Source organism: Chromobacterium sp. ASV23 (assembly GCF_016428945.1).
GTDB lineage: Bacteria > Pseudomonadota > Gammaproteobacteria > Burkholderiales > Chromobacteriaceae > Chromobacterium > Chromobacterium sinusclupearum.
In genome coordinates this window covers 1-24,578 of the sequence record NZ_JAELTR010000048.1, presented here as the reverse complement: position 1 = coordinate 24,578, position 24,578 = coordinate 1, and the positions used below count along the sequence as shown (strand labels likewise).

The 24,578-nt window shown below is 63.5% G+C and carries 24 protein-coding genes; 12 read left to right on the top strand and 12 right to left on the bottom strand.

Annotation, left to right across the window (positions count from 1 at the left end; translation table 11 throughout):
• Positions 1–8: 8 nt before the first annotated feature.
• The 7 genes from JHD59_RS16875 to JHD59_RS16845 all read left to right on the top strand — a co-directional run bounded on the left by JHD59_RS16875 (position 9) and on the right by JHD59_RS16845 (position 10,215).
• Positions 9–725 carry a hypothetical protein gene (locus JHD59_RS16875; protein WP_199155077.1) on the top strand — a complete coding sequence of 239 codons (717 nt, stop codon included), beginning with the start codon at positions 9–11 and terminating at the stop codon, positions 723–725.
• A 34-nt stretch (positions 726–759) separates the two neighbouring features.
• Positions 760–3,396, top strand: coding sequence for a type VI secretion system ATPase TssH (tssH, locus tag JHD59_RS16870; RefSeq protein ID WP_199155076.1), 2,637 nt, complete (start codon positions 760–762; stop codon positions 3,394–3,396).
• Positions 3,397–3,408: 12 nt separating this feature from the next.
• The gene (locus JHD59_RS16865; protein ID WP_199155075.1) at positions 3,409–4,845 is read left to right on the top strand and encodes a hypothetical protein; all 1,437 of its coding nucleotides are present in this window, start codon (positions 3,409–3,411) and stop codon (positions 4,843–4,845) included.
• Complete coding sequence (locus JHD59_RS16860) at positions 4,842–5,105, top strand: PAAR domain-containing protein (RefSeq protein WP_071110095.1); 264 nt, start codon at positions 4,842–4,844, stop codon at positions 5,103–5,105. The genes JHD59_RS16865 and JHD59_RS16860 overlap by 4 nt, the downstream gene beginning before the upstream one ends.
• Positions 5,106–5,114: 9 nt before the next feature.
• Positions 5,115–6,197, top strand: coding sequence for a type VI secretion system protein TssA (tssA, locus tag JHD59_RS16855; protein WP_199155074.1), 1,083 nt, complete (start codon positions 5,115–5,117; stop codon positions 6,195–6,197).
• A 140-nt stretch (positions 6,198–6,337) separates the two neighbouring features.
• Positions 6,338–9,349 (top strand): ankyrin repeat domain-containing protein, encoded by a 3,012-nt coding sequence (locus JHD59_RS16850; RefSeq protein ID WP_199155073.1) that lies wholly within the window; start codon positions 6,338–6,340, stop codon positions 9,347–9,349.
• Between the two features lie 170 nt (positions 9,350–9,519).
• Positions 9,520–10,215: a VIT family protein gene (locus tag JHD59_RS16845; protein ID WP_199155072.1), complete on the top strand. Its 696-nt coding sequence runs from the start codon at positions 9,520–9,522 to the stop codon at positions 10,213–10,215.
• A gap of 54 nt (positions 10,216–10,269) precedes the next feature.
• Here the strand turns inward: JHD59_RS16845 and JHD59_RS16840 are convergent, their stop codons facing one another.
• The 4 genes from JHD59_RS16840 to JHD59_RS16825 form a co-directional block, all read right to left on the bottom strand.
• Entirely contained in the window at positions 10,270–10,704 is a 435-nt protein-coding gene (locus tag JHD59_RS16840; protein WP_043629854.1) for an EamA family transporter, read from the bottom strand.
• A gap of 154 nt (positions 10,705–10,858) precedes the next feature.
• Positions 10,859–11,461, bottom strand: a complete 603-nt coding sequence (locus JHD59_RS16835; protein ID WP_199155071.1) for a c-type cytochrome — start codon at positions 11,459–11,461, stop codon at positions 10,859–10,861.
• A gap of 14 nt (positions 11,462–11,475) precedes the next feature.
• Positions 11,476–12,795 (bottom strand): hypothetical protein, encoded by a 1,320-nt coding sequence (locus JHD59_RS16830; RefSeq protein WP_199155070.1) that lies wholly within the window; start codon positions 12,793–12,795, stop codon positions 11,476–11,478.
• A gap of 176 nt (positions 12,796–12,971) precedes the next feature.
• On the bottom strand, positions 12,972–14,087 hold the full coding sequence (locus tag JHD59_RS16825) for a nickel/cobalt efflux protein RcnA (RefSeq protein ID WP_199155069.1): 1,116 nt from the start codon (positions 14,085–14,087) through the stop codon (positions 12,972–12,974).
• Positions 14,088–14,184: 97 nt separating this feature from the next.
• Here JHD59_RS16825 and JHD59_RS16820 point away from each other — a divergent pair, with 97 nt between their 5' ends.
• The gene (locus JHD59_RS16820) at positions 14,185–14,460 is read left to right on the top strand and encodes a metal/formaldehyde-sensitive transcriptional repressor (protein WP_199155068.1); all 276 of its coding nucleotides are present in this window, start codon (positions 14,185–14,187) and stop codon (positions 14,458–14,460) included.
• 21 nt (positions 14,461–14,481) lie between these two features.
• On the opposite strand, the gene chrA is transcribed toward JHD59_RS16820, so the two are convergent.
• From chrA to JHD59_RS16805, 3 genes are all read right to left on the bottom strand, one after another.
• Positions 14,482–15,678 carry a chromate efflux transporter gene (gene chrA, locus JHD59_RS16815; RefSeq protein WP_199155067.1) on the bottom strand — a complete coding sequence of 399 codons (1,197 nt, stop codon included), beginning with the start codon at positions 15,676–15,678 and terminating at the stop codon, positions 14,482–14,484.
• A gap of 111 nt (positions 15,679–15,789) precedes the next feature.
• Positions 15,790–16,119 (bottom strand): multidrug/spermidine efflux SMR transporter subunit MdtI, encoded by a 330-nt coding sequence (mdtI, locus tag JHD59_RS16810; RefSeq protein ID WP_199155066.1) that lies wholly within the window; start codon positions 16,117–16,119, stop codon positions 15,790–15,792.
• Positions 16,120–16,123: 4 nt separating this feature from the next.
• Positions 16,124–16,462 carry a multidrug efflux SMR transporter gene (locus JHD59_RS16805; RefSeq protein WP_199155065.1) on the bottom strand — a complete coding sequence of 113 codons (339 nt, stop codon included), beginning with the start codon at positions 16,460–16,462 and terminating at the stop codon, positions 16,124–16,126.
• 90 nt (positions 16,463–16,552) lie between these two features.
• On the opposite strand from JHD59_RS16805, the gene JHD59_RS16800 reads away from it, so the two are divergent.
• Positions 16,553–17,431 (top strand): LysR family transcriptional regulator, encoded by an 879-nt coding sequence (locus JHD59_RS16800; protein ID WP_199155064.1) that lies wholly within the window; start codon positions 16,553–16,555, stop codon positions 17,429–17,431.
• 200 nt (positions 17,432–17,631) lie between these two features.
• On the opposite strand, the gene JHD59_RS16795 is transcribed toward JHD59_RS16800, so the two are convergent.
• Complete coding sequence (locus JHD59_RS16795) at positions 17,632–17,856, bottom strand: hypothetical protein (protein ID WP_199155063.1); 225 nt, start codon at positions 17,854–17,856, stop codon at positions 17,632–17,634.
• Here JHD59_RS16795 and JHD59_RS16790 point away from each other — a divergent pair.
• The 3 genes from JHD59_RS16790 (at position 17,855) to cysS (ending at position 21,693) form a co-directional block, all read left to right on the top strand.
• On the top strand, positions 17,855–18,805 hold the full coding sequence (locus tag JHD59_RS16790) for a hypothetical protein (RefSeq protein WP_199155062.1): 951 nt from the start codon (positions 17,855–17,857) through the stop codon (positions 18,803–18,805). The two genes, JHD59_RS16795 and JHD59_RS16790, sit on opposite strands and share 2 nt — an antisense overlap.
• A 184-nt stretch (positions 18,806–18,989) precedes the next feature.
• The gene (locus JHD59_RS16785; protein ID WP_233164306.1) at positions 18,990–20,024 is read left to right on the top strand and encodes a patatin-like phospholipase family protein; all 1,035 of its coding nucleotides are present in this window, start codon (positions 18,990–18,992) and stop codon (positions 20,022–20,024) included.
• 289 nt (positions 20,025–20,313) lie between these two features.
• Positions 20,314–21,693 (top strand): cysteine--tRNA ligase, encoded by a 1,380-nt coding sequence (cysS, locus tag JHD59_RS16780; protein WP_199155061.1) that lies wholly within the window; start codon positions 20,314–20,316, stop codon positions 21,691–21,693.
• Between the two features lie 18 nt (positions 21,694–21,711).
• Here the strand turns inward: cysS and JHD59_RS16775 are convergent, their stop codons facing one another.
• The 4 genes from JHD59_RS16775 to JHD59_RS22825 form a co-directional block, all read right to left on the bottom strand.
• Complete coding sequence (locus JHD59_RS16775; protein WP_103320242.1) at positions 21,712–22,023, bottom strand: hypothetical protein; 312 nt, start codon at positions 22,021–22,023, stop codon at positions 21,712–21,714.
• A 28-nt stretch (positions 22,024–22,051) separates the two neighbouring features.
• Positions 22,052–22,297, bottom strand: coding sequence for a hypothetical protein (locus JHD59_RS16770; protein ID WP_199155060.1), 246 nt, complete (start codon positions 22,295–22,297; stop codon positions 22,052–22,054).
• Between the two features lie 313 nt (positions 22,298–22,610).
• Positions 22,611–24,221, bottom strand: coding sequence for an L-aspartate oxidase (nadB, locus tag JHD59_RS16765; protein WP_368671603.1), 1,611 nt, complete (start codon positions 24,219–24,221; stop codon positions 22,611–22,613).
• On the bottom strand, positions 24,176–24,578 hold a 403-nt coding region (locus JHD59_RS22825; RefSeq protein WP_233164304.1), incomplete at its 5' end, for a hypothetical protein. The genes nadB and JHD59_RS22825, both read right to left, overlap by 46 nt.

Genomic DNA, 24,578 nt, shown 5'->3' with positions numbered 1-24,578 from the left:
AGTCGAAAATGGGCATCCTGAAGCGATTGCTGGGCCGCGGCAAACCGGCCGAACTGCGCGTGGCGCGGCCGGCCGAAACGCCGCCGCAGCTGGAGCCGGCCGTGGCCGCGCTGCAGCGCGAAGACTGGCCGCAGGCGTTGCGGCTGGCGCAGCCGCATCTGGAGGCGCGCTCCCCCGCGGTGCGGGCCGATGCCTACCGGCTGTGCGCGCTGGCCAGCAGCCGCCAGGCGCAATGGGATACGGCGTTCTCCTGCTGGATGAAATTGTTCGAGCTGGAGCCCTCTGCCCATAACGCGCTGCAACTGGCCAGCACCTCGGTGATGGCCGGCGCGGTGGAGCGCGGCAAGGCCTGGATGATGAAGTTTGACGAGCTGAACTGGCAAAGCCGCGAGTTCTCCTGCGCCATGGCCTACGCCAACTTCGCCTCCGCCCTGGCCCAGGCCGGCCATGTGGCGGACGCCGTGCCGTATCTGACCTGGCTGCGCGAGCTGTACCGCGAACTGAAAATCACCGACGACATGTTCCTGCACCAGCGGGGCGTGCCGTTTTTCGGCGTATTCCTGGAAAACAGCTGGCCGCTGCTGCGGCAATGCCTGGACGACGGCGCGCTGCTGGCCTGGTACCGGGTGATGCTGGACGATCTGGACCCGGATGGCCGCGCCGCGCTTAGCAGCTGGCTGGCGGATGCCTTGCCCGCGGCCGCGGCCAACGAAGAACAACCTTAAAGCAAACATCTTAAATCTCAAGCATTGGAAGCATATGTCCGTTTCTTTGAAATCCCTGATAGACCGGTTGACGCCCACCGCGCGTCAGGCCATTGAGCAGGCCGCCAGCCGCGCGCTGGCGCGCACCCATTTCGAGATTGAGATCGAGCACGTGCTGCTGGCGATGTTCGATCAGGACAACAACGCCGCGCTGGCGGCGCTGCGCGCGCTGGGCGCCGATCTGTCGCGGCTGGAGCGCGAGCTGGACGCCGCGCTGGACGCCTTCCGCAGCGGCAATACCCGCAATCCCGTGCTGTCCGGCTGGCTGCCCAAGTGGCTGGAAAAAGCCTGGCTGCAAGCCAGCGCCGAGCATGGCCAGGACAATGTGTCCACGCTGGACCTGATGCTGGCGCTGTGGCAGGACGACGCCCTGCGCGGCGCGCTGCAGTCGGGCGCGCCGGCGCTGGCGCGGCTGGACGCCGGCAAGCTGGATGGCGCTTACGCCGCGCTGCGCCAGCATGGCGGCGAAGCCATGGGCCATGCCGCGGAAGAAGCCGGCGCCGAGCAAGACGACGACGCGCCCGCCGCGCCGCAGGGCAAGCGCGGCAGCCCGGCGCTGGACAAGTACACCATCGACCTGACCGCGCAGGCGCGCGCCGGCAAGATCGACCCCATCCTGGGCCGCGACGGCGAAATCCGCCAGATGATAGACATCCTGATGCGCCGCCGGCAGAACAACCCCATCCTCACCGGCGAGCCGGGCGTGGGCAAGACCGCCGTGGTGGAAGGCCTGGCGCGCAAGATCGTGCTGGGCGAAGTGCCGCCGGTGCTGACCGGCGTGACCCTGCGCACGCTGGACCTGGGCCTGTTGCAGGCCGGCGCCAGCGTCAAGGGCGAGTTCGAGAACCGGCTGCGTCAGGTGATCGACGAGGTCAAGGCCAGCCCGGTGCCCATCATCCTGTTCATCGACGAGGCGCATACCTTGATCGGCGCCGGCGGCGCGGCCGGCCAGAACGACGCGGCCAACCTGCTGAAGCCGGCCCTGGCGCGCGGCGAGCTGCGCACCATCGCCGCCACCACTTGGGCCGAATACAAGAAGTACTTCGAGAAGGACGCCGCGCTGGCGCGCCGCTTCCAGGTGGTGAAGGTGGAGGAGCCGGCCCCGGAAATCGCCGTGCAGATGGTGCGCGGCCTGACCGATGCCATGGCCAAGCACCATGAAGTAGAAATCCTCAATGAGGCCGTCGCCGCGGCCGTGCATCTGTCCAGCCGCTACATCGCCGGCCGCCAGCTGCCGGACAAAGCCATCAGCGTGCTCGATACCGCCTGCGCCCGCGTGGCGCTGTCGCGCGCCGGCAAGCCGGGACCGATCGAGGACGTGTCGGTGCTGATTGAAAACATCGACCGCGAAATCGCCGCGTTGCAGCGCGAGGAAGGCCACGCAGAGCGCATCGCCGAGCTGGAAGCGCAGCGCGTCGAGCTGGAAGGCAATCTGCAACAGCTGCACGAAGCCTGGGAAGCGCAGCAGAAATTGATCGAAGAAATCGACCAGCTGAAAGCGCAGCGCGGCGAGGCCAAGCCGGCCAAGGGCAAGAAGATCAGCCCGCTGCAGGCCAAGCGCAAGGAATTGCGCGAGCTGCAAAAGCACCAGCCGTTGGCTTTCGAATGCGTGGACGAAAGCGTGATCGCCGACGTCATCGCCGGTTGGACCGGCATCCCGCTGGGGCGCATGGTCAGCAACGAGCTGGAGCAGGTGCAGAAGCTGGCCAAGCTCTTGGCCGAGCGCGTCATCGGCCAGGACCACGCGCTGGAGCAGATCGCCGAGCGCGTGCAGATCGCCAAGGCCGGCCTGGAAGATCCGGGCAAGCCCAAGGGCGTGTTCATGCTGGTGGGGCCGTCCGGCGTCGGCAAGACCGAAACCGCGCTGGCGCTGGCCGAGGCGCTGTACGGCGGCGAGCGCAATCTGATCACCATCAATATGTCCGAATACCAGGAAGCGCACAGCGTGTCCGGCCTGAAAGGCTCGCCGCCGGGCTATGTCGGTTACGGCGAGGGCGGCGTGCTGACCGAGGCCGTGCGCCGCAAGCCGTACTCCGTCGTCCTGCTGGACGAAGTGGAGAAGGCGCACCCGGACGTGCTGGAGCTGTTCTTCCAGGTATTCGACAAGGGCGTGCTGGAAGATAGCGAAGGCCGCGAAGTGGACTTCAAGAACACCATCATCCTGCTGACGTCCAACGCCGGCACCGATCTGGTGATGCGCGCCTGCGAGCACGGCGTGACGGTGGAAGACGAAACCCGCGACCCAACCGCCGAAGACCTGGTGGAAATCCTGCGCCCGACGCTGCAGAAGACCTTCAAGCCGGCTTTCCTGGGCCGTTTGACCATCGTGCCTTACTTCCCGATCAGCGACGAAGTGCTGCGCGCCATTGTCTCGCTGAAGCTGGAAAAGATCCGCCGCCGCATCGCCGACAACCACGGCGCGCAGGTGGAGTTCCCGGCCGATCTGGCCGAGCAGATGGCCGCGCGCTGCCTGGACGTAGACAGCGGCGCGCGCAACGCCGACGCCATCCTCACCCGCACGCTGCTGGCGCAGATCTCCAACGATCTGTTGTCGCGCATGGCCACGGGCAAGCCGGTGAAGAAGATCGCTGTCTCGCTCAAGGGCGAGCAGGTGAAGGTGAAGGTTAGCTAAGGAGCGCTTCCCATGTGGAGAATGTTGGCCCTGTTTACCGGCGCCAGCGTCAGCTGGTGGGCGCTGCTGTGGCTGGTGCTGCCGCAAAGCTGGCAGCGCATCAGCCCGTCCGCCATCCTGCTGCTGCACCTGGGGCCGCCCATGCTGCTGAGCGTGGGCGTCAAGGTGTGGGCGTTCTTGAAAGAGAAAAAGGCCAAGGCCGAGGCCGAGCAGCAGGAAGCCCAGGCCGAAGCCGAGCGCGCCGGCAAGCGCGAAGAAGCCCGCGCCCAGCATGCGGCCGCGCTGCAGGAACGCCAGCGCGCAGTCAGTTGCCGCTGGCTGTGGGCGGCGGCCGTGCCGGCCAAGGACGAGCCGGCTTGGCTGGCGGAAAGCGCCGAAGGCGTTTGGTGGGCCGCGCTGGACAAGGATGAGGTGGAAGCGGGCGAGCGGCTGGACGCGCTGGCCCCGCACATCGCCGAGATGCTGAGCAGCCTGTACGCAGCAGCGCCGGGCGCGGCCTGGCTGCCGCTGTATCTGGAGCCGATGCGCGAAGTCCCAGGCGTGGAGCAGCTGACCCGCGTCAAGGAGCTGAGGCAGCAGGCGGCGGCCGAGGCGCTGGGCGCCGACGCCCACGTGTCCGGCGAATGTCGCTTCCTGCCGGGCAGCGGCCAATTGGCCGAACGCGTATTGCAGGTGCTGCAGCAGGACCCGGAATCCCCTGGCGTGCTGGTGTTGGCCGCCGACGCGCCGCTGGCCGCGCAGGACGATGACGACGATTGGGGCGAGGTGGACCCGGCGCTGCGCGAATACCGCCGTTGGCACGGCGAGCCCGGCATGGCCGTGGTGGCCATGCTGTTCCTGCGCGACGATCTGGTCGCGCCGGCCGAGCCGGACCAGGAAGCCGCGGACGCCGATCCCTACCAGCCGTATTGGGAGAAGGATTTTTCCGGCCCGTCCGCCGGCTGGGGCGTGGTGCCGGCCAGCCGGCAAGCCAGCCTGGCGGCATTGCCGGTGCTGGCGGTGCTGGCCCAATCCAGTTCCACCCAGCTGGCGCAAGACCGCGCCTTGCAGCTGGCGCGCCAGCTGCAACCGGTGCTGGACAACGCCTTGGTCAACGCCGCCTTGCTGGACTATCCGTTCAGTCCGGAGGAGGCCAAGCCGGAAAACAAGCAGGCCGCCGCAGTGGCCTGGCTGTGCCACAACAGCGGGCAGATCGATGTCGGCGGCGTGCGGCTGGCGGCCATCGCTACCGCTTTGTCGCGGCACGAGGTCGAGCTGCACCCGATAGACGAGGCCAGCAACGTGGTGCGCGAGTGGGGCGACGCCGGATCGGCCACGCCCTTATTGATGGCTGCCACCGCGGTCAACCACTGCGCGCGGCTGCAGGCGCCCGCAGTGATCACTCATTTCCATGACGAGCTGGTGTCGCTGGCTTTGGCCAGGCCGCCGGCAGAGGAGGCGACAGCATGAAGGCGGCAATTCGTTTGGGCGACCCCACCGACCATGGCGGCAAGGTAGTGAGCGCCGCGTCCAGCACCACGCTGTTCGGCAAGCAGGTGGCTTGCGTCGGCGACGCCGTTAGCTGCCCGAAGGAAGGCCACGTCAACTGCACCATCGTCGAAGGCGACGGCAGCTGGCTGGTGGGCGGCAAGCCGGTGGCGCTGGACGGCCACAAGGTCAGCTGCGGCGCCACGCTGATTTCCACGCTGCCCCAGGTCAGCAAGGGATAAAGAAAGAATATGGATCAAAGCATTGAACACTTGATGCAGCCGGTACGCCCGGATGCCCCGGCCGGCGAAGACCTGGCCTACTCCCTGATTTTCGACCAGATCCGCGAGGCGCGGCGCAGCGACGACCCGTCGCTGTCGCAGGGCGACTGGGAACAGGCGCTGAAAACGGCCGAATGGCCGCAGGTGATCCGCCTGTGCGAGGAGGCGCTGCAGAAGCAGAGCAAGGACTTGCAAATCCTGGCCTGGTACGCCGAGGCTCAGGCCCAGGTCAACGGCGTGGCTGGCCTGGTGCGCGGCCTGGCGCTAGTCAACGGCTGGCTGGAGCGCTATTGGGAAAACGGTTTCCCGGAACTGGACCCGCATGACCTGGACGAGCGCGTGGCCAAGCTGGAATGGATGAACCAGCAGTTGGGCAACGCGCTGCGCAATGTGCCGATGACCAAGCCGGAATTCGGCGGCTACAGCTGGCACCAGTGGCAGCAGTCGCGCGAAGTCGAGAACCTGGGGCTGAAGAATAGCGAAGCCCGCGACGCGGCCATCGCCGAAGGCAAGCTCAGCGGCGAGGCCTTCGAGAAATCCGCCGTCCAGTCCGGCCACCTCTGGTTCCAGGCCAAGGCCGAGGAACTGGTGGCGCTGCTTACCGCCTATGAGGAGCTGGATCGCCTGGTGGACGAGCGCTTCGGCAACGAGGCGCCCAGCCTGGCCGATATCCGCAACGCCATCTACGCCTGCCAGGACCTGGTGCTGCGCTACCGCCAGCAGCTGGGCGGCAACAAGCCTGCGGCCGCTCCGCAGCCGCAACCCGTCGAGGAACGCAAACCCGTGAGTCAAGCCATGCCCAGTCCGGTTTACACCACCGCCCCGGCCAGCACGTTCAACGGCCAGATCCGCAGCCGCGAGGAAGCGGTGTTCATGCTGGGCGAAGTGGCGCGCTACTTCCGCCACAACGAACCGCACAGCCCGGTGTCCTTGCTGGCTGAACGCGCGGCGCGCTGGGCGGAGATGAGCCTGGAGGAATGGCTGCAGCATGTGGTGAAGGACAGCGGCACGCTGAGCCAGCTGCAGGAGTTGCTGGACGTGAAGCAGGAGTAAGAGGCGGCCCGGCGGCATGACCGCCCGGCGCCGCCTGAGAACGGCCGCGAGAGCGGCCGTTTCGTTTCCGACCAAGTGTTCCTGTGTGCAGCGCCAGGTGCTGGCGCAGTTTTTTTGATTTCCACCATACCGGTACGTCGATGAAAAAAAGCCACCTTAGTCGTTTGCCCTTAGCCCCTGCTCCCGCCGCGCTGGCGGGACGTTTGACCTTGCTGCTTGTGCTTGCCTGGCCCTCGGCAGCGGACGCGCAGGCTGCATCCGCCATGGCGGCTGCGCCTTGTGACTGCAAAGACCCGTACCGGGAATACCAGAAGCCGCCCACGGCTGATGTGCTGGCCCTGTTTCAGGCCGCGCAAGACGGTGACGAGGCGCGGTTTGCCGAGAAGATCGCCGGTATTGCCGATGTTTCCGAATACGCGGTCAAGGGACGGCCGCTGCTGGATGTCTTGTTGTCGCTTTCTCCCAAGCTGCTGCCGCCGGGGCAGTACTGGGCTGCCTGGAGTAACCTCCCGGCGCAGACTCGGCAGCAGATCAAAGCCAGGCATGAGGCCATGCTGCCGGCCAAGACGAGGATGCTGGCGCTGGCGCTGCAGCACGGCGCCAGTGTGAAGGATGTATCGTACCAGGCCCGCCGGCCCCCCTTGCAGTCGGCTTTGGTCTGGGGTGCCCCCGAAATGGTCAAGCTGCTGTTGGCGCATGGCGCGGACGTCAATCAAACCGGAGAAACGGGTCAGACGGCGCTGGAGGTCGCGCTGGAACCTGCGTTTTCGCGCGATGCCGGCTGGAAACCTGTGTTTGTCTCGCCGGAGGCGCGCACCGCGATGATCGAGATGTTGCTCAAAGCCGGCGCGCGGCGCCCCTTCCAGTCGCTTGACGAAGATCGCGGCCCTGGCGGCCGTCCCTACGCGGATGAGCTGTTGTGGCCGGCGGTGGCGGCGATGACCCGAGGCGATGAGGTGATGAGCCGGATCTCCGCCCTGGGCACAACACCTGCGCTGGATGACGGGCAGGACAGTTCTTTGGCGATGGCGGCGCGCACCGGCAATCTGGGCGGCCTGCAATGGCTCAAGCGGCATCTGCCGCGGACCATCGATCAGGCAAAGAGCGAGAATGACGGCAAGACGGGGCCGTTCGATCTGTGGCTCAATGCCGCCGTCTGGGCGCTGTACCCGCATGATCGTTTTGGGGCGCCAGGGGCGAGCCGAGATCAAATCCTGTCGGCGCTGATCGTGCCGGGCATGCCCTGGCTGCAGTCCACGGGCAAGTGGGCGGGCGAGTGGGACCCGCTGGAGAGAGGCAATCGGTCATTTCCGCAAACGGGTAATACTCTCTTGCACCATCTTGTACATGCTGGCGACGAAGCCTGGGTGGCGCGCGTGGTAAAACTGGGCGCACCGGTGGATGGCGCGCAGGGCGAGAGCCAGACGCCGCTGGCGCAGGCAGTGAAGGATGGCAATGTGTCCATGGTGCGTCTCTTGTTGTCGCTGGGGGCTGACCCGTTGGCCAAACAAGTGGCAAGTTCCCCCTTTTTTGCCGCCATCGTGCCAGACCCGTTCGCTGACGAGGTCAGCGCGGAGCAGGAGAAGAGCCGGCGCGCGCGCCGCGTGGAGATGTTGCGATTGATGCTGGCCAAGCTAACGCCAGAGCAGAAGGCAAGACTGTCTCAGCCAGCGAATTCGCCTTTCCCGGCTGCGCTGATGCGGTATGGTGAGTCGGCCGGCGAGATGGTGAACGCCTTGTTGGCCGCAGGCCTGTCCGTGCCGCCTCTGGATGGGCTCACATTGGCTGACGCTTTGCGTGCGGATGACCCGAAGGTGATGCAGGCCTTGTTTGACCAAGGCCTGCGGGTGCGCGAGCGGGAGAGCGGTGACGTCCCGGTGCTGGTCGTCGCGCGCAAGCGGCACGATCTGACGGCGCGGTTGTTGGACGCTGGGGCCAACCCTAATCTGCATGACGGGTTCGGCATGAGTGCTGTGGCCTGGGCGGTGCGCCTAGGAGACGTCCAGGGCCTGAATCTGCTGTTGACCAAGGGAGGCAAGTTGGATGATGCTGTAAAGGGCAAGCCCATGGCCGTGCTGCATGAACTGGCCGTGCGCTCAGGAAGCGCGGCCATGCTGGCGCGGCTGGGCTGGGCAAGTGCCAGCCTGGCGCCGCTTTGCTTTGCCGGCCAGTGGGATCTGGAGGCCTTGGTGCTGGAAAGCGATGATGCGCGCTGGTCCTGGTTGCTGAGGCAAGGGTTTGGCAAGGCCTCGGGCGCAGACTGCTCCAAGTCATCAGCTAGTGAACGTCTGCTCATCTCTTTACTGGCGGATAAGGACTCCTACGAGGCCGGATGGAGCGGCGCACGTTTGACAAAACGCCTGCCCCAGCTGGCTAGGCGCTCACCGGTCTCACCGCAGTTCGGGCGCAAGGCGATGCGGGAGGCCGCGGATTCGGGGCGTCAGGACGTGGTGCAGGCGCTGCAAGGCTTGGGCTTCGCCTTGCCGCGGGGCAACGCGAAACCCATTGTGATGCACCCTGTCTCGGTAGGTGAGAGGGCTGCCATGGCCAAGCTGGCGGGAGACTACTATCTGCGTGGAGTGAGGGAGGTGGGTTCGCAGATTCGTCTGGGCGCTGACGGCCGCTTCGCCTTCATGTTGTCCTACGGTGCAGTGGACCAGGTTGCGCAGGGACAATGGAGCTTGCGCGGCAAAGAAGTATGGTTTCAGAGCGCGGATACGGCAGAGGCTCCTGGTTGGCAGCCTTATCGTCTTGAGCAGGTTGCCCAGTCTGGCGCGCCGCTTGAGGCTGGGCAATACCGCATCCAGGTGCGTTACCGCCAGCGCACGGTGGACAACGTCGCGGTAACAGTGTTTGGCTGCCAGGCTCCGCAGCGAGATCAGGGACTGACGCAAGGCAACGGCTGGACCAGCATGGGGATGGAGGGCAATATCTGTCAGATTGTTTTGCGTTACCCTGGCATTCAGCGCGGAAAACCCTATGTCTACGATTTGCCAGCTGCCGAGCGTGCGGCGGGGCGCCGGGATTTCGTATTCGAAGCGACACCTGGCAAGCAAGATGAATCGCAGCCGTTTCAGGCCCGTATGGCGCGAGAGGGCGAGAGCTTAGTGTGGCTGGATACTGACCGGCATTGGCGCTATGTCAAGCAATAAGTGCACTTGCGCCGGCAGACGGCTGGAGCCAACCAACCGGCGCTAGGTGCCGGATGATGCAGGCGCGTCAGCCGTCCTGGCGACCAACATAAGCTGGACAGGCAAATTTACGGAAGCTTGGCATCCTGTGGCGACCGGCGCAGTCGGCCGCGCATCAGCGGAGTGGCGATATGCATGCAGGCCATCGAGAGCATCATCTCTCCGGTAGGACAAGTTGGTTGCGGGCGGCGGTGCTCGGCGCAAACGATGGTCTGGTTTCCACCGCCAGCCTGATTGTAGGCGTGGCCGCCGCGCATGGCAGCCACAGCAATATTCTGGTGGCTGGCGCCGCAGGCCTGGTGGCCGGGGCGATGTCCATGGCGACTGGAGAGTATGTCTCGGTCCACTCGCAGAAAGACAGCGAGCAGGCGGCGCTCGAGCAAGAGCGCATGGAATTGCAGGCCAACGTCGCCGCGGAACACAAGGAGCTGGCGGGCATCTATGTGCGCCGCGGGCTGGAGCCGGCGTTGGCCAAACAGGTGGCGGAACAGTTGATGGCGCATGATGCGCTGGGCGCGCATGCGCGGGATGAGCTCGGCATCACCACCACCCAAAGCGCGCGGCCGTTGCAGGCGGCGCTGGCTTCGGCCGGCAGCTTCACTGTGGGCGCGATGTTCCCCATTGCGGTGGTGATGCTCTCCCCGCACAACCACCTGGTTCCCATTGTTTCCGCGGCTTCGCTGCTTTTCCTGGCGCTGCTGGGCGCCTTGGCGGCGCGGGCCGGCGGCGCGCCGGTCGCTGCCGGCGCGCTGCGGGTGACCTTCTGGGGCGCGCTGGCGATGGGAATCACCGCGGGGATCGGTTCGGCGCTGGGCGTCGTGGCGTGAGGCCATGTTTACCCTGCCGACCTGTTTATCCTTTGCTATCTGAGTCAACCGCCCCTAGCGTTTCCAGGCCAGCACCAGCACGCCGCCGGCGATCAAGGCAATGCCGCACCATTCGCGCAAGGCCGGGCGCTCTCCGAGGAAGGCGAAGGCGAATACCGCCACCAGCACCAGGCTGAACTTGTCTACCGGCGCGACCTTCGAGGCCTCGCCGATTTGCAAGGCCCGGAAATAACACGCCCAGGAAATGCCGGTGGCCACGCCGGACAGGCCAAGGAATAGCCAAGTCTTGCCCGGCAGCGCCAGCGGATTGCTCCACTTCCCGGTCAGCGCGACAAACAGCGACAGCACTAGGCCGATGATGCCGGTTCTGATCAGAGTGGCCAGATCCGAATCCACCCCCTTGATGCCGACTTTGGCGAAGATGGCTGTCAAGGCGGCAAATACCGCGGAGAGCAGCGCCCATAAGAACCAACCGGATGTGGCGAACATGGAGACCCCTGGTCTGAATGGATGATTAAGTCGTTCAGACTGTACAGGCTATCGCGGTTTGGCGAAACGTCATGCCATGACGGGCCAGGCGATGGGAGGAGCAGGCCAGGGACGTGGCGGAGTCCGATGCCGGCGGAGAGGCCGGCACCGGCTTTCACAGGCTTTGCAGGTAGGCTGTCAGCGCGTGAAGGTCATCGGCAGACAAAGTCTTGATGATGGCCTGCATCGCGACCGCGGAAGGCCGCTGGGGGCTTTCAAACACATGCAGTTGTTTCATCAGGTATGGCGCATGCTGTCCGGCGAGCCGTGGCCCTTGATCAGTGCCTTCGGCGCGCGGGCCGTGGCAGGCTTGGCAAGCTGGCGTGCCGCTGCTTTCCTTGCCTTGCTCGTAGATCAGCTTGCCGGCCGCGATGAGGTTTTCATCGCGCTTGGCGGGGTTCGGCGCGGGTTTCTGCGCGGCGAAATACGCCGCCACGCCCATGATCTGCTCATCGCTCAGCCCGCCGGCCACGCCCCACATATAGTCGTGCGCGGCGTCGTCGCTGCGGCTTTTGGCGCGGAACATCTGCAGTTGCTGCTGCAGGTAGGCGGCTTGCTGTCCGGCCAGTCGAGGAAACAGCGGCGAGATGCTGTTGCCGTCGGCCATATGGCAATTGGCGCACCAGGCCCGCGCCAGCTGTTCCGGCGTTTGCTCCGCCAGCGCCTGAGAGCCCAGGAGCAGCAGGCCCAGCAGTATGGATGTCTTGCCAGGTTTCATGTCTACTCTCCGGTTCAGAACGCTATCCAGGTATACAGATAGGTTACGTTGTTGTTGCGCGCGTTGCGTCCGTTGCCATCGTAATTGCTGCTGGCGCCCTGGTATTTGAGGTAGCCGGTGTACTGCAGACCCAAACGCCAATAGGGCTTGATCATGTAGTTGAGTTCCGCGGCGTAGCCGTTGGTGTTAGGGCTGCCGGTCACCGGGTAATACACATTGTCGGCGGAGCCGGTTTCCGAGAAATAGCTCAGCGTCAGGCCATAGGTGCGCTGATACCAATAGCTGCCCTTGAGCCGGAAAGAGTTCAGCGAGCTGCTGGGGTTTTGCCTATCTACGCCCAGGTGAGAGGCGTCCCAGTCGGTGTGTTCGTGGATCAGCGAGGCCTGCGTGGTGAAAATGTGCGGGTCGGACAGATATTGATATTGCGCGTCTACGCCGGTATCGCGGAAATGGTCGGAAGGCGAACCCGCGTCGGTGGGATCGATGTTCACCCGTGCATCGAGGCCAAAGGTGCCAAGCTCCAGCGAGTTGACGCTCCAGTCATGGCTATAGGCGAAGCGCCAATAGGGGTTGGTGCCGCTCAGCCGGTTGGAGAGAGTCACGCCGTTCTTCAAAAAGGACGAGCCGCCCTTGGCTACCCGATAGCCGCCCAGTTCAAAATACCAAGACTTGTTCAACAAACCGTAGGCGCTCAGGCCCGCTACCTGCTGCGCCAAGCCGCCTTCAATCAGCGTAGTGGGCGGGGCAATGCTCCAGGCGCTGTTCAGATGGGTCGTCTGGAAGGGGTAGCCGAAGGCCGGTGTGGAATTCCACGCGTCCTGCACCGTGGGGTTGTTATTGAAAGACAGGCCGTAGATCAGGTCCAGATTGGCTCGGGCGATATGGTCCGTCAGCCGCCAGTCGTTGTTGTCCGCAACGGTGTGGCCGGAAAATGCCGTGCCGCCCGGATTCTGGTTCAGCGCGTTGTAAGTCCATTGCGAAAACAGGCCGAAATGGTCGCCCAGCTTGCCTGCGACAAACAGGCTGCCGCCCTCAATTACGCCGTCGTTCTGGCGCGGATAGGCGGCATTATTGCCTTGGGTGCTGCCGACATGGGAAACCGAGCCGGTAGCCATGGCGGCCAGGGGAAACAGTTTGGTGGTGCCCAGGGTGTAGCCGGACAGCTTGAACAGCCGGCCATACGGTGTCAGTTCCGGAAAACTGACATGGCAGGCGATACAGGCTTCGCCGGTTTGCCTGGCATAGCTGGGCAGCGCCTGGGAGGCGTCGGGCCACGCCAGCAGAGCGCACATTGCGCAAGTTGTCAGCCAAGCCAGCAATCGATGGATGCGCATGGTTTCTCCCGGATGGTATAGACCCAATCACCTTTGTGGTTATAGGCGGCAATCGGGAATGGAGGAAACCAAATGGCTTTACTGTTTTTGATGCAGGTTAAAAATAACCGTCGCCAGAGCAAGGGCCATCAATCCGCATCAGCCATGCATGGTTGCTGACTGGCCGGCTGATGCGATCACGCCAGCGTCATCCAGCCGTGATAGCCAACATACAGTCCAACCAGCGCGATCAGGCCGCTGGAGAAGTACGGCGCTTTGCGCGCAAACTCGCCAAAGCCGTTCCAGCGGCGGGAAACATGCTTCACGCTGATGGCGGCCAGCACCCCGGAGGCAACCATGGTCAGCGCCAGGCCTATGCTGAAACACAGCACCAGGGCCGCGCCCAGCGCCACCTTTTTTAATTGCAGGCAGAGCAGCAGCACGGTGATCGAGGCCGGACAGGGAACCAGGCCGCCGGTCAGGCCAAACATGACGATCTGGCCGGTGCTCACCTCGCGGTTGGCGAAGCGGTGCCGGATGTCGTTGGCGTGGGCCAGTTCGTGCGGATCCTGATAGCCCGGCGCCGACACATCCAGGCCGGCGTAATCTTTCACCGCATGGCCGTGGCCGTGCTCGATGTATTCCACATCGTAGTCATGGCTGTGGCCATCGTGGCCCAGCCGCAAGCGCGCGACGAATGCGTGCGGCTCGGGAATATCCTGCTCGGATTCGACAAAGCCATCGCGCTGGGCAAAGCTGAAACGCTGGCGGGCGCCGTCCGCCCGCTCCGTTTCAAGATGGACTTGATCCGCAGGCCAGACGTGGCCATGGCGGCCATCGCGATACAGGCGGAAGCGCGGCGGGACGCCGTCTTCAAATATCTCCAGCCGCACGGCGCCATGGCCGGTATCGATGAATTTGGCCTCGTCGTGATGATGGTGATGATCGTCATGCCCATGGCTGTGCGCGGACTGCTGACTGCGCCAAGTGCGCCAAATCATCCATGCGGCCACGCCCAGAATCAGCGCGCCGGAGGCCAGCTGGAAATACGGCTCGGTGGCTTCGGCGTTCCAGTTGCGGCCAAAGTACAAACCGGCCATGGCGATGGCCCACACCACCGCTGTGTGAGAAAGCGTCGCCGACAGGCCCAGCAGCGCGGCTTGTCCAACCGTGCCGCGGATGGCGATGATGAATGCGGCCATCATGGTTTTGGAATGGCCTGGCTCCAGGCCATGCAAGGCGCCCAGCGCAATGGCGCTGGGGATGAACAGCCAGGCATTGCCTTGTAGCAACAGCGTGGAGAATTCGGTCATAGCGGTTTCCTGTGGACATTTTGCGCTGCTGAGTATACTGCCCCCCAGTATAAATATGCTACCCTCCAGTATATTTTTTGAGTTTGGAACAGAGCACATGGCGCATACCGTACGCGACAAAGCCAAATTGCTGGCGCGAGTCAGACGGATACAAGGGCAGGCATCGGCGCTGGAAAAACAGCTGGATGAGGGCGGAGAGGATTGTGTGGCGATCCTGCAGCAGATCGCCGCCATCCGAGGCGCGGTCAATGGTTTGATGGCCGCGGTGATCGAAGGCCATCTGACCGAGCATCTGGTGAACGAGCCGGAGCTGGCCCACCGTCAGGAAGACCTGGCGGTGGTGCTGCAAGTGATCAAGTCTTACCTGAAGTAGCCTCGATTCGCTCGGTTGTCATCAGAAAGACAAGCTGGACAGCCAGGCCGCGCCGGCGCCGGCGGCCACCACCAGCCAGGGCGGGAGCTTCCACCGCATCAGCGCCAAGAGGGCCAGCAGAGCCAGGCCGAAGTCGGACAGCTGGAAAATCGCGCTGCTCCATACCGGGTGGCACCATGCGGCGAATAGCAGGCCCACCACGGCGGCATTGACCCCGGCCAACGCGGCGCGGGCGCGCCGCTGGTGTCGCCACGACTCCCAAAATGGCAAGACGCCGGCCACCAGCAGAAACGATGGCGCGAAGATGGCGAGCAGGCAAATCGCCGCGCCCGGCCAGCCGGAGATGGCTGCGCCGAGAAAAGCGGCAAAGGTGAACAGCGGCCCCGGCACGGCCTGAGCCAAGCCATAGCCGGCCAGAAAGGTTTCGTTGTCCACCCAGCCCGGCGGCACCACCGCCGCCTGCAACAGCGGCAGCACGACGTGCCCGCCGCCGAAAACCAGCGCGCCGGCGCGGTAGAAGGCGTTGATCAGCGATAGCGGGAGGCTGGGCCAGAGTCCGGCGGCCAGCGGCAAACCGATCAGCAGCGCAAAAAACAGACCCAGCAGCAGCGCGCCGTAGCGGCGACGCACGGCAATCGGCAGCGGCGCGCGCGCGACATCGTCGGCAGGCTTGAGCCAGGCCGATCCGAGCACTGCCGCCGCCGCCAAAATAGCGATTTGCCCGGCCGCGGCTGGCCAGGACAGCGCCAGAATGGCCGAAACGGCGGCGATGCCAAAGCGCGGAACATCGGTGCATAGCGAACGCGCCATGCCCCATACCGCCTGGGCCACCACCGCCACCGCCACAATCTTTAGCCCATGCAGCGCGCCGGCGGGAGCGGCCTGACCCCAGGCCGCCATGCCCCTTGCCAGCAAGGCCAGCGCCAGGGCCGATGGCAGGGTGAAACCCAACCAGGCTGCGGCGGCCCCGCGCGCGCCGGCGCGAGACAGTCCCAGCGCGATGCCGAGCTGGCTGCTGGATGGCCCGGGCAGAAACTGGCATAGCGCCACCAAGTCGGCGAAGCTGTGTTCGCTCAGCCAGGCCCGGCGCATCACGAACTCAGACCGGAAGTAGCCCACATGGGCGATGGGCCCGCCAAACGAAGTCAGGCCCAGCCGCAGGAAAATCAAAAAAATCGCCCACGCGCTATCGGTCGTGGTTTCTAGCTTGGTCGACACAGTCGCATACTCTTTGTTGAAGTCAGCAGGCAAAGCACGGCTTGCACATGGCGCTATGTTCTTACCATGGTTTGCCTGTCTGCGCGACCGCTCGGCAAACGTTGAAGGTCCCTATGCGAGCTTCAGCAGCGACATCCCGGTGACGATCAGGGCGATGCCTAGCCAGCCCCGACGGCTGAGGTGTTGTTTGAACAATGCCCAGCCGGCGATGGTGGTCAGAAAAATGCCGGTGCCGCCCCAGATCGCATAGGCAATGGATAGATCTATGCCTTTGACGGCCTGCGACAAGGCGGTAAAGGAAACCAGAATCGACGCGATGCCCAACGCGCCGAAGCCGCGGCGGCGGAAGCCATCCGAGTATTTGATGAAAATATTCGCCGCCACTTCCAGCAGGATGGCTAGCAGCATGAAAACGTAGTGTATCCATTGAGCGTTTTGCATCGGTTTACTCCTGCGCCGGCTTGGCGCTGAGGTTCACCAGCACGACGCCGGCGATCAATACGCTCATGCCAAGCAGCTTGAGCGTGCCGACTTCTTCCCTGAAGTAGTGGTAGCCGATGAAGGTGATGGCGATCAGTCCCAACGTTTCCCACGTCGCGTAGGCAGAGGCAATCGGCAGCGATTTCATGGCGGTTGCCAGGAAGAAGAACGAGAGGCCGATCATGGCGTACATGAATAGCAGGGCAGACCAGCCGCCCGAATCCGCCACCCATTTCATGATGGTGACGCCGATGACTTCGACCGTGACGGCGGCAAACAGGAATAACCAGGGACGTAAATGCATGAGAGCTTTGGCTTGAAAAAAACGCAGTCTGCCTCAGCATTCTTGATGGTAAAAGATCATATCCATCTGATTTATTGATAATATGCGCGTATGCGATGGACACTAGATCAATTGCAGCAGTTTGCGATGACGGCTGAACTCGGTTCTTTCAGCGCCGCCGCGCGCCATCTGGGCAAGGCCCAATCGGCGGTCAGCACCGCCATCGGATTGCTGGAGGCCGACTTGGGCGTGGAGCTGTTCGACCGTTCGCGGCACCAGGCCAAACTGACGGATGCCGGCCAATTGCTGCTGATGGAGGCGCAAGAGCTGTTGCGCCAGGCGCGGGCGCTGGATCTGCGCGCGCGTTCTCTGAGCGAGGGCGGCGAGGCCAAGCTGTCCCTGGCCTTGGACGAGGCGCTGCCCTATACCGCGGTCAGCACGCTGATCCGGGAAATTTCCAGGACCTTCCCCGATCTGGAGCTGACCTTGCTCAACGGCACGGCCGCCGAGGTTGCCGATTATGTCGCCTTGCAGCGCGCGCAGGTGGCGTTTCACTTTGACCGCGGGCCGGTGGACGCCGGTTTCGAGCAGCGATGCGTCGGCGGCGTCGCGCAGGGCGTGTTTGTGGCCAGCGGTCATCCGCTGACCGCGAAACAGCCAGTCAGCCGCAAGGATCTGCTGCGGCATCGCCAGTTGCTGATGCATGCCGATGATGTCAACGAAACCGCATACAGTCCCAAGGTATGGCGCTCTGACAGCTTTTACAGCATCGCCGAGATGGCGGCGCATGACTTGGGTTGGGCCATCCTGCCGGTCAATGTGGCAAAGGATGAAAGTTATCGGCAGCAATTGCAGCAGCTGTCCTGCCCGGCCTTGGCTTTGCCGCGGCTGTCCGTGCGCATGCTGTGGCTGCAGGGCATGTCCTTGAGCAAAACTGCTCAATGGGTGGAAACGCGGTTTGGCCAATTGCTGTTGCAAAGCCCCGGCTGATTCTTGCCGCACGCCCGCTCTGTCATTTCGCATCTAAGTTTTGATGGCATCTGATGTTTTGCGTGCCTTGAGGCCGCGTCGCCACGCCGTGGCGGTTTGCGCTCGGTATATCCCTTTGCTATATGCAATAGCATGATGATTCAAGCATGAAGCCATGGCGAGCGGTTGGCTTCTCTCTGCGGCGCAAGTACCAGCATGATTCAGATGGCCGAGAGGGGCGCATCTCCTGTGCCCTTTCCCTCGCGCATGCTGGAGGCGCCAAGAGCCGTTCTGCGCCTGGCAGATCCGATCGCTTCAACGGCAGCAGTCATATCCCAGTCTCGATCAAGAACCAACGCAAGCACGCGCCGAATGTGCTGCGGGATGGCTCGCAACAGCGTATTGCCTGAGCGCAGGCATAAAACGGAGAGCAGGATGAGCGACATGAGCGAAACGCCCCCGGAAGCGACCACGGGCTATCGGTTTGCCAGCCCTTGGGACAAGCTGGATTTGCCGCGAGACAAGCTGCGGCGACAATATAAACATGACTGCGCGGATGTGGAACGCAATGCCAAAGGCTATGTGATTCGGGTCAAGGGCCTGCATCGCGCGCTGCAGCCGTATCAATACGGCCTGCCCGCCGACCAGCAGCGCGCGCGCGAACTGATTGCGCAGGACGGCTACAGCTGGGCGGAGTTGTTCGAACTGGAGCTGTTGGCGGTGAGCCTGGCCACAGAGGAGCAATTCGGCATCTTGACCGCGCATTGGCGCGAGGCGGCGCCGGTCGGCGTGGGCCGCAACGATCTGTTCCGCGTTGTGCTGGCGGGGCAGCAGCGCTACTTCAAAGTGCTGCGGCGGGAGAGAGCGCTGGACCGGCTGCGGCTGCATCTCGGTGCGTTCACGCTGCTGCTGGCGGCGGCGCTGTTCAGCTATTTTCTCTGGACGCCGTCGGCTTCGGCCAGCTCGCTGGCCTTGGCCGGCCTGTTCGGCATACTGGGTTCCTTCACCAGCATCTTGATGCGCATTCAGGATGCCGGGCAGAACCTGAACGGCCAGACCAGCGCCGGCATCGCGACGCTGATGGATGGTTCCTGGAGTCTGTACCTGGCCTTGTTGAGCGGCGTGCTGTTCGGCATTCTCGGCTTCTATGCGTTTGCGGCGGATATCGGCGGCCATTTTCTGTCATGGGACCTGATCCCCAATATCGAGCCCAAGGCCGGCACGGTTTGTCCCGGCGCGGGCCACGGCGGCTGCCTGCCCTATCTGGCCGGGGCAGCCGATTATGGCAAGATGGCGGTGTGGGGATTTTTCTTCGGCTTTGCCGAGAAGTTCATCCCCGACGTGTTGACCAAGCTGGCCAATGCGAGGAGCGCAGGTCGGCCTGACGCCCCATAGTCGTAAGCAAGGGCCATGCGCTGTCCGCCAGGATAGCGGCGGCCCTTGCGGCTGTCCTGGGCTCCATGTCATGTGAAAGATACTCGACAGCTGCTTTGCGTCCGCCGTTGTTTTGCCGCCAGTCAGGTTTCCTTGAGTCCAAGCGATGGCTGTGCCATGCTTTGTGCAGTGCAGCAATTGCGAGATGACGATGCTCGGACGGGGCGGCAAGCTTACTCTCAGCTTGGCTTTGCAGGGCGGGGGCGCCCATGGGGCCTTTACCTGGGGCGTGCTGGATGCCCTGTTGGAGGCGGGCGTCTATCGATTCGATGGCTTGAGCGGCGCCAGCGCCGGCGCGATGAACGCGGTGGCCGTGGCGCATGGCTTGAGCGGCGGCGGTCCCGACGAGGCGAGAGAGGCGCTGTCCGCCTTCTGGACCCAGGTCGGCGAGAGCCTTCCGGAAGAAATGACGCGGCCGCTGCCTTTGGGGCCAGACTCAAAGGCCCCGCCTGGCCTGCGGATGGCCTGGCACCTGACGCAATGGTTTTCGCCGTATCAGCTCAATCCGCTCGATTACAATCCGCTGCGCGCCATCATCGAATCCTTGTTTGATTTTGAGCGCATCCGTCGCGCCTCCCCGGTGCAGCTGTTCGTGGCGGCCACCCATGCCAACAGCGGCCATCTGAAACTGTTCCGCAATGCCGATATCTGCGTGGATGCCTTGCTGGCTTCCGCCTGTTTGCCATCGCTACAGCAGGCGGTGGTGATAGACGGCGAAGCGTACTGGGATGGCGGGTTCGCCGCCAATCCGGCGGTGTTCCCCCTGTTCAAGTTTTGCCGCAGCGACGACATCCTGCTGGTGTTGCTCGCGCCTATGTGTCATGGCGACACGCCGCGCACCGCCGATGAGATTCAGCGCCGCGCGGCGACGCTGGGCTTTAACAGCGCCTTCCTGCGCGAGATGCGCTTGTTCGCCCTGCTGCAGGAAATGGCCGACTCGCCCAGGCTATGGCGCGGCTGGCTGGAGCGCCGGCTCAAGGCCGCGCGGTTTCATTTGATCGAGGCGCAGGATCTGCTGTCCGGCATGGATGCCTCCAGCCGGGCGTTGACCTATGGCCCGTTTCTGGCCGGGCTGCGAGATGAAGGGCGGCAGGCTGCGCTGGCGTGGATGGATCAGCATGGCGGCAAGGTCGGGCGTCGTTCCAGCGTAGACATCAGGCAGCTGTTTCTGCCGTTCTGAGCGTGTTGGCTTGCCGACAACAAACCATGCATGCGACGGCGGACGCTGCGCGCAAGGGATCATGCAAGACTCACTCCCACCACCTGCCAGACTTAATCTGGGTAGACAATTGACCGCATGATGATCGATCCGTACTATCGATAGCATGAACAGGAATGAAATGCCGATCGCCCGCCTGCAACCGTGTTGTCCAGCACGGCCGGGGACCGTGCGCGTCTAGCATTCGCATTCCACCATCCTTGGCCGCCGCGTGTTTCAACCGGCGGCCTTTTTCATGTCTGGAGAAACCATGCAGCTGCATCTGTACGATACCTGGCACCGCGCTGTCCGCTTGTTCACGCCCTTGCATGCGGAGCGCGTCGGCCTGTACTGCTGCGGCCCTACGGTTTACGACTACGCCCACATCGGCAATCTGCGCACCTATCTGTTCGAGGACACGCTGCGCCGCGCGCTGGAGTTCAATGGCTATGCTGTGCGTCATGTGGTCAATATCACGGATGTCGGGCATCTGGTGTCGGACGGGGATGAGGGCGAGGACAAGATGGAGGCGGGCAGCCGGCGCGCTGGCGGCGCCTCGGCCTGGGACATCGCCGCGCGCTTCACCGAGGCTTTCCAGCAGGACTTGGCCGCGCTGAATGTCTTGCCGCCCACGCTATGGAGCCGGGCGACCGATCACATCGCCGAGCAGATAGCCTATATCGCCGCGCTGGAGGCCAAGGGCTATGCCTATCGCACCGACGATGGCATCTACTTTGATACCTCGCGCCTGGATGATTACGGCCGCTTGGCGCGGCTGGATCGCGCAGGCCTGCAGGCGGGCTCGCGCGTGGGGCTGGGCGCCAAGCGCAGCGCCACGGACTTTGCGTTGTGGAAATTCAGTCCGGCAGGCCAGCAGCGGCAGATGGAGTGGGCCAGCCCCTGGGGCGTTGGCTTTCCGGGCTGGCATATCGAATGCTCGGCGATGTCGGCCAAGCATCTGGGGCCATGGTTCGACATCCATTGCGGCGGCGAGGACCACATTCCGGTCCATCACAGCAATGAGATCGCCCAGAGCCAGGGCTGTCATGGCACCCGCGCCGCCAATTTCTGGATGCATGGTTATTTCCTGCAACTTGATGACGCCAAGATGTCCAAGTCCAGCGGCGATTTTTTACGGCTGCAGACGCTGATCGACCGCGGCTACGATCCGCTGGCCTATCGCTACCTGAACTTGACCGCGCATTACCGCAAGCAAATGAATTTCAGCTGGGAAGCCATGGACGCCGCCAGCCTGGCGCTGGACAAGCTGCGTCGGCAGTATGCGGCCTGGCCGGAAGGCGGCGAGGTCGATGGCACCTTTGTCGAGGCGTTTACCGCTGAAATCAATCAGGATCTGAATACGCCGCGCGCGCTGGTGCTGGTGTGGGGGCTGGTCAAGAGCAAGTGCCGAGAGGGCGACAAGAAAGCCACGCTGCGTCATTGCGACCGCGCATTGGGCTTGGATTTGGATGGCTGGCAAGCGATGGCGGCGGAGATTCCCGCGGCTGTGCTGGCGCTGGCGAAATCGCGCGAGGCGGCGCGGGCGGCGCGCAATTGGCAGGAGGCGGACGCGCTGCGCGCCGCCATCCTGGATCAAGGCTATGCGGTGGAGGATGGCCCGGACGGGGCGCGAGTCAAACCGCTTGTTTGAGTAGCCTGCTTATCAGGTTCAGTGCGAACCGCCGGAAGCGGAGATCTGCGCAGCCTGCCCGCTCTCTATCACTTGGCGCACGGTCATGCCGCTGGCCAGCGTGAAGAACTTGTGCCAGTTGGTGGCCTTGTCCGAGGTGAAGTGGGAGAGGGCGCTGCGCTCCTCTCCGTCGAGCAGGACGAGCGAAGAGACTTTCCAGAATTGGCTCTTGTTCATTTCGCCGATGTCCATCGCCAATAGCGAGCTGCGCATGCGCAGATAGCCGGTGCAGATCACCAGCAATGCGATCACGGTGATGATGGTGACGTTTTTCCAGAAGCGGTTTCTCATTATGGTGCGTTTCCTTGCGGGTAATCGTTTACTTGAGCGATGGGCCGGACGGCAGCGCGTCATTGACCTTGTCGCCGGCGCGGCGGATCACGGCGATGCCGATCGGCCTCTTGTCCAGCGCGCGGCCCAGCGCCTGGTTTTCCAGAACGCGGCGACCGCGCTTGGGCTCGTCAGCGGCCTGCGAAGCGTCTTTCTTGCTGAAGATGCCGGCTGCTGCCAGGTGGGAGAGCAAGGCCAGGGCCAGCATCGCCGCCAGTTTGTATGTCGAAATCATTTTTGAGTCTCCAGCAATGTGGGCCGGATCTCAGGGAGACGGGCCGGCATGTCATGACATACGATATCGCAGCCTTGGCCAAGTTCTCGTAAATTAATAGATATTTACAGCTTTGATTGTTTTCTGCGCAAGTTGATCTGGCCTGTTTTCTTGTTTGCAATAAAAAAGCCGGAGCAAGCTCCGGCGGGTTGTGGGATGGCGGTGGTTTGCTTCCGCGGGCTGTCGCCTACGGTTTTGATGGCGGCATGGCTGTCGGCGGTCAAGCGGGCGGTAAATGACAAACGGCCATCAAGACGATGGCCGTTCCTGCGGTTTATTCGCTGCGCGAGGGCGGCGTCAGCACCGTATCTTGCGCTTCTGGCAACAGGTCCGGGTAGTCGCGGCTGTAGTGCAGGCCGCGGCTTTCTTTGCGCTGCATGGCGGAGCGGACGATCAGCTCGGCGGTTTCCACCAGGTTGCGCAACTCGATCAAATCATTGCTGACGTGGAAGTTGCTGTAGTACTCGTCAATCTCGTCTTTCAGCAGATCGATGCGGTGCAGCGCGCGTTCCAGCCGCTTATTGGTGCGGACGATGCCGACATAGTCCCACATCGCCCGGCGCAGCTCGTCCCAGTTGTGGCTGATCACCACCTCCTCGTCCGGGTCGGTGACGCGGCTGTCGTCCCAGGCCGGAATGGCCGGCAGCTTGATGGCGTCCGCCGCCAGAATGTCCGCCGCTGCAGCCTTGCCGATCACCAGGCATTCCAGCAGCGAGTTGCTGGCCAGCCGGTTGGCGCCATGCAGTCCGGTATGCGCCACTTCGCCCACGGCGTACAAGCCGGTCACGTCGGTGCGGCCGGCCAGGTCGGTCACCAGGCCGCCGCAGGTGAAGTGCACGGCGGGCACCACTGGAATCGGCTGCTGGGTGATGTCTATGCCCAATTCCAGACAATGGGCGTAGATATTGGGGAAGTGTTCCTTGATGAACTGGGCCGGCTTATAAGAGATGTCCAGATACACGCAGTCCAGGCCGTGCTTCTTCATCTCGAAGTCGATGGCGCGGGCGACGACGTCGCGCGGCGCCAGTTCGCCGCGCGGATCGTGCTGCGGCATGAAGCGGGTGCCGTCCGGCAGCTTCAGAATGCCGCCTTCGCCGCGCACCGCCTCTGAAATCAGGAAGGATTTGGCATGCGGGTGGTACAGGCAGGTCGGGTGGAACTGCATGAACTCCATATTGCCGACGCGGCAACCAGCGCGCCAACCCATGGCGATGCCGTCGCCGGTGGCAGTGTCCGGATTGGTGGTATAGAGATAGACCTTGCCGGCGCCGCCTGAGGCCAGGATGGTGTGTTGGGCGGCAATGGTCACCACTTCGTCGCTCTGTTTGTCCAGCGCGTACACACCATAGGCACGCTTGCCCGGCAGGCCCAGCTTCTGAGAAGTGATCAGATCGATGGCTATATAGTGTTCCAGCTCGGTGATGTTCGGGTGAGCCTTGATCTTCTGTCCCAAGGTGCTGGTCACGGCGGCGCCGGTGGCGTCGGCGGCATGGATGATGCGGCGGTGGCTGTGGCCGCCTTCGCGCGTCAGGTGGTAGCCGGTTTGGTGCTCGTCGTCGCGGGTGAAGGGCACGCCGAGTTTGATCAGCCAGTCTATCGCTTCCTTGGAGTGCTCGACGATGAAACGCGTGGTGTCTTCGTCGCACAGCCCGGCGCCGGCGATCAATGTATCGCGGATGTGGTCTTCTACCGAGTCCTCGGTATCCAGTACCGCGGCAATACCACCCTGCGCATAGGTAGAGCTGCCTTCCAATAGATCGCGCTTGGTGATCAGGCCCACCTTGCGTTTTTCCGCCAGATGGAGCGCCAGCGTCATCCCGGCCAGACCGCTGCCGATAATCAGAACATCAAATTTGAGCATATATAGAGTGTCCACGGCAGGCACATCGCGTGCCAAACGCATGCCAGCGTAGCAGAATCGGCAGCGGGCGCGTAGCCATCCGCGCGTCCCGGGAAGGGTAGATTACGGTTTGTTTGCAGCGAATCAAGATACCCCTTCTTCATATCTATTGAATTTTCAGTGGCTTGCTCCTCTCTTTGGGTTTTGTTGCGAATTTCCTTCAATTTTTCTCGCAAAAGGTGTTGACGAGGGTGAGGCCCGGGCGTATAGTTCGGCTCCTCAGCTGACGCAGCGAACGAAACCAGCCGAACGAAACAGGTTCCGGCGGCGGTCGCAGCGAAGGCACTGCTCTTTAACAGAACGAATAACCGATAGGTGTAAGTGCTTGGCGAAAGCCAAATA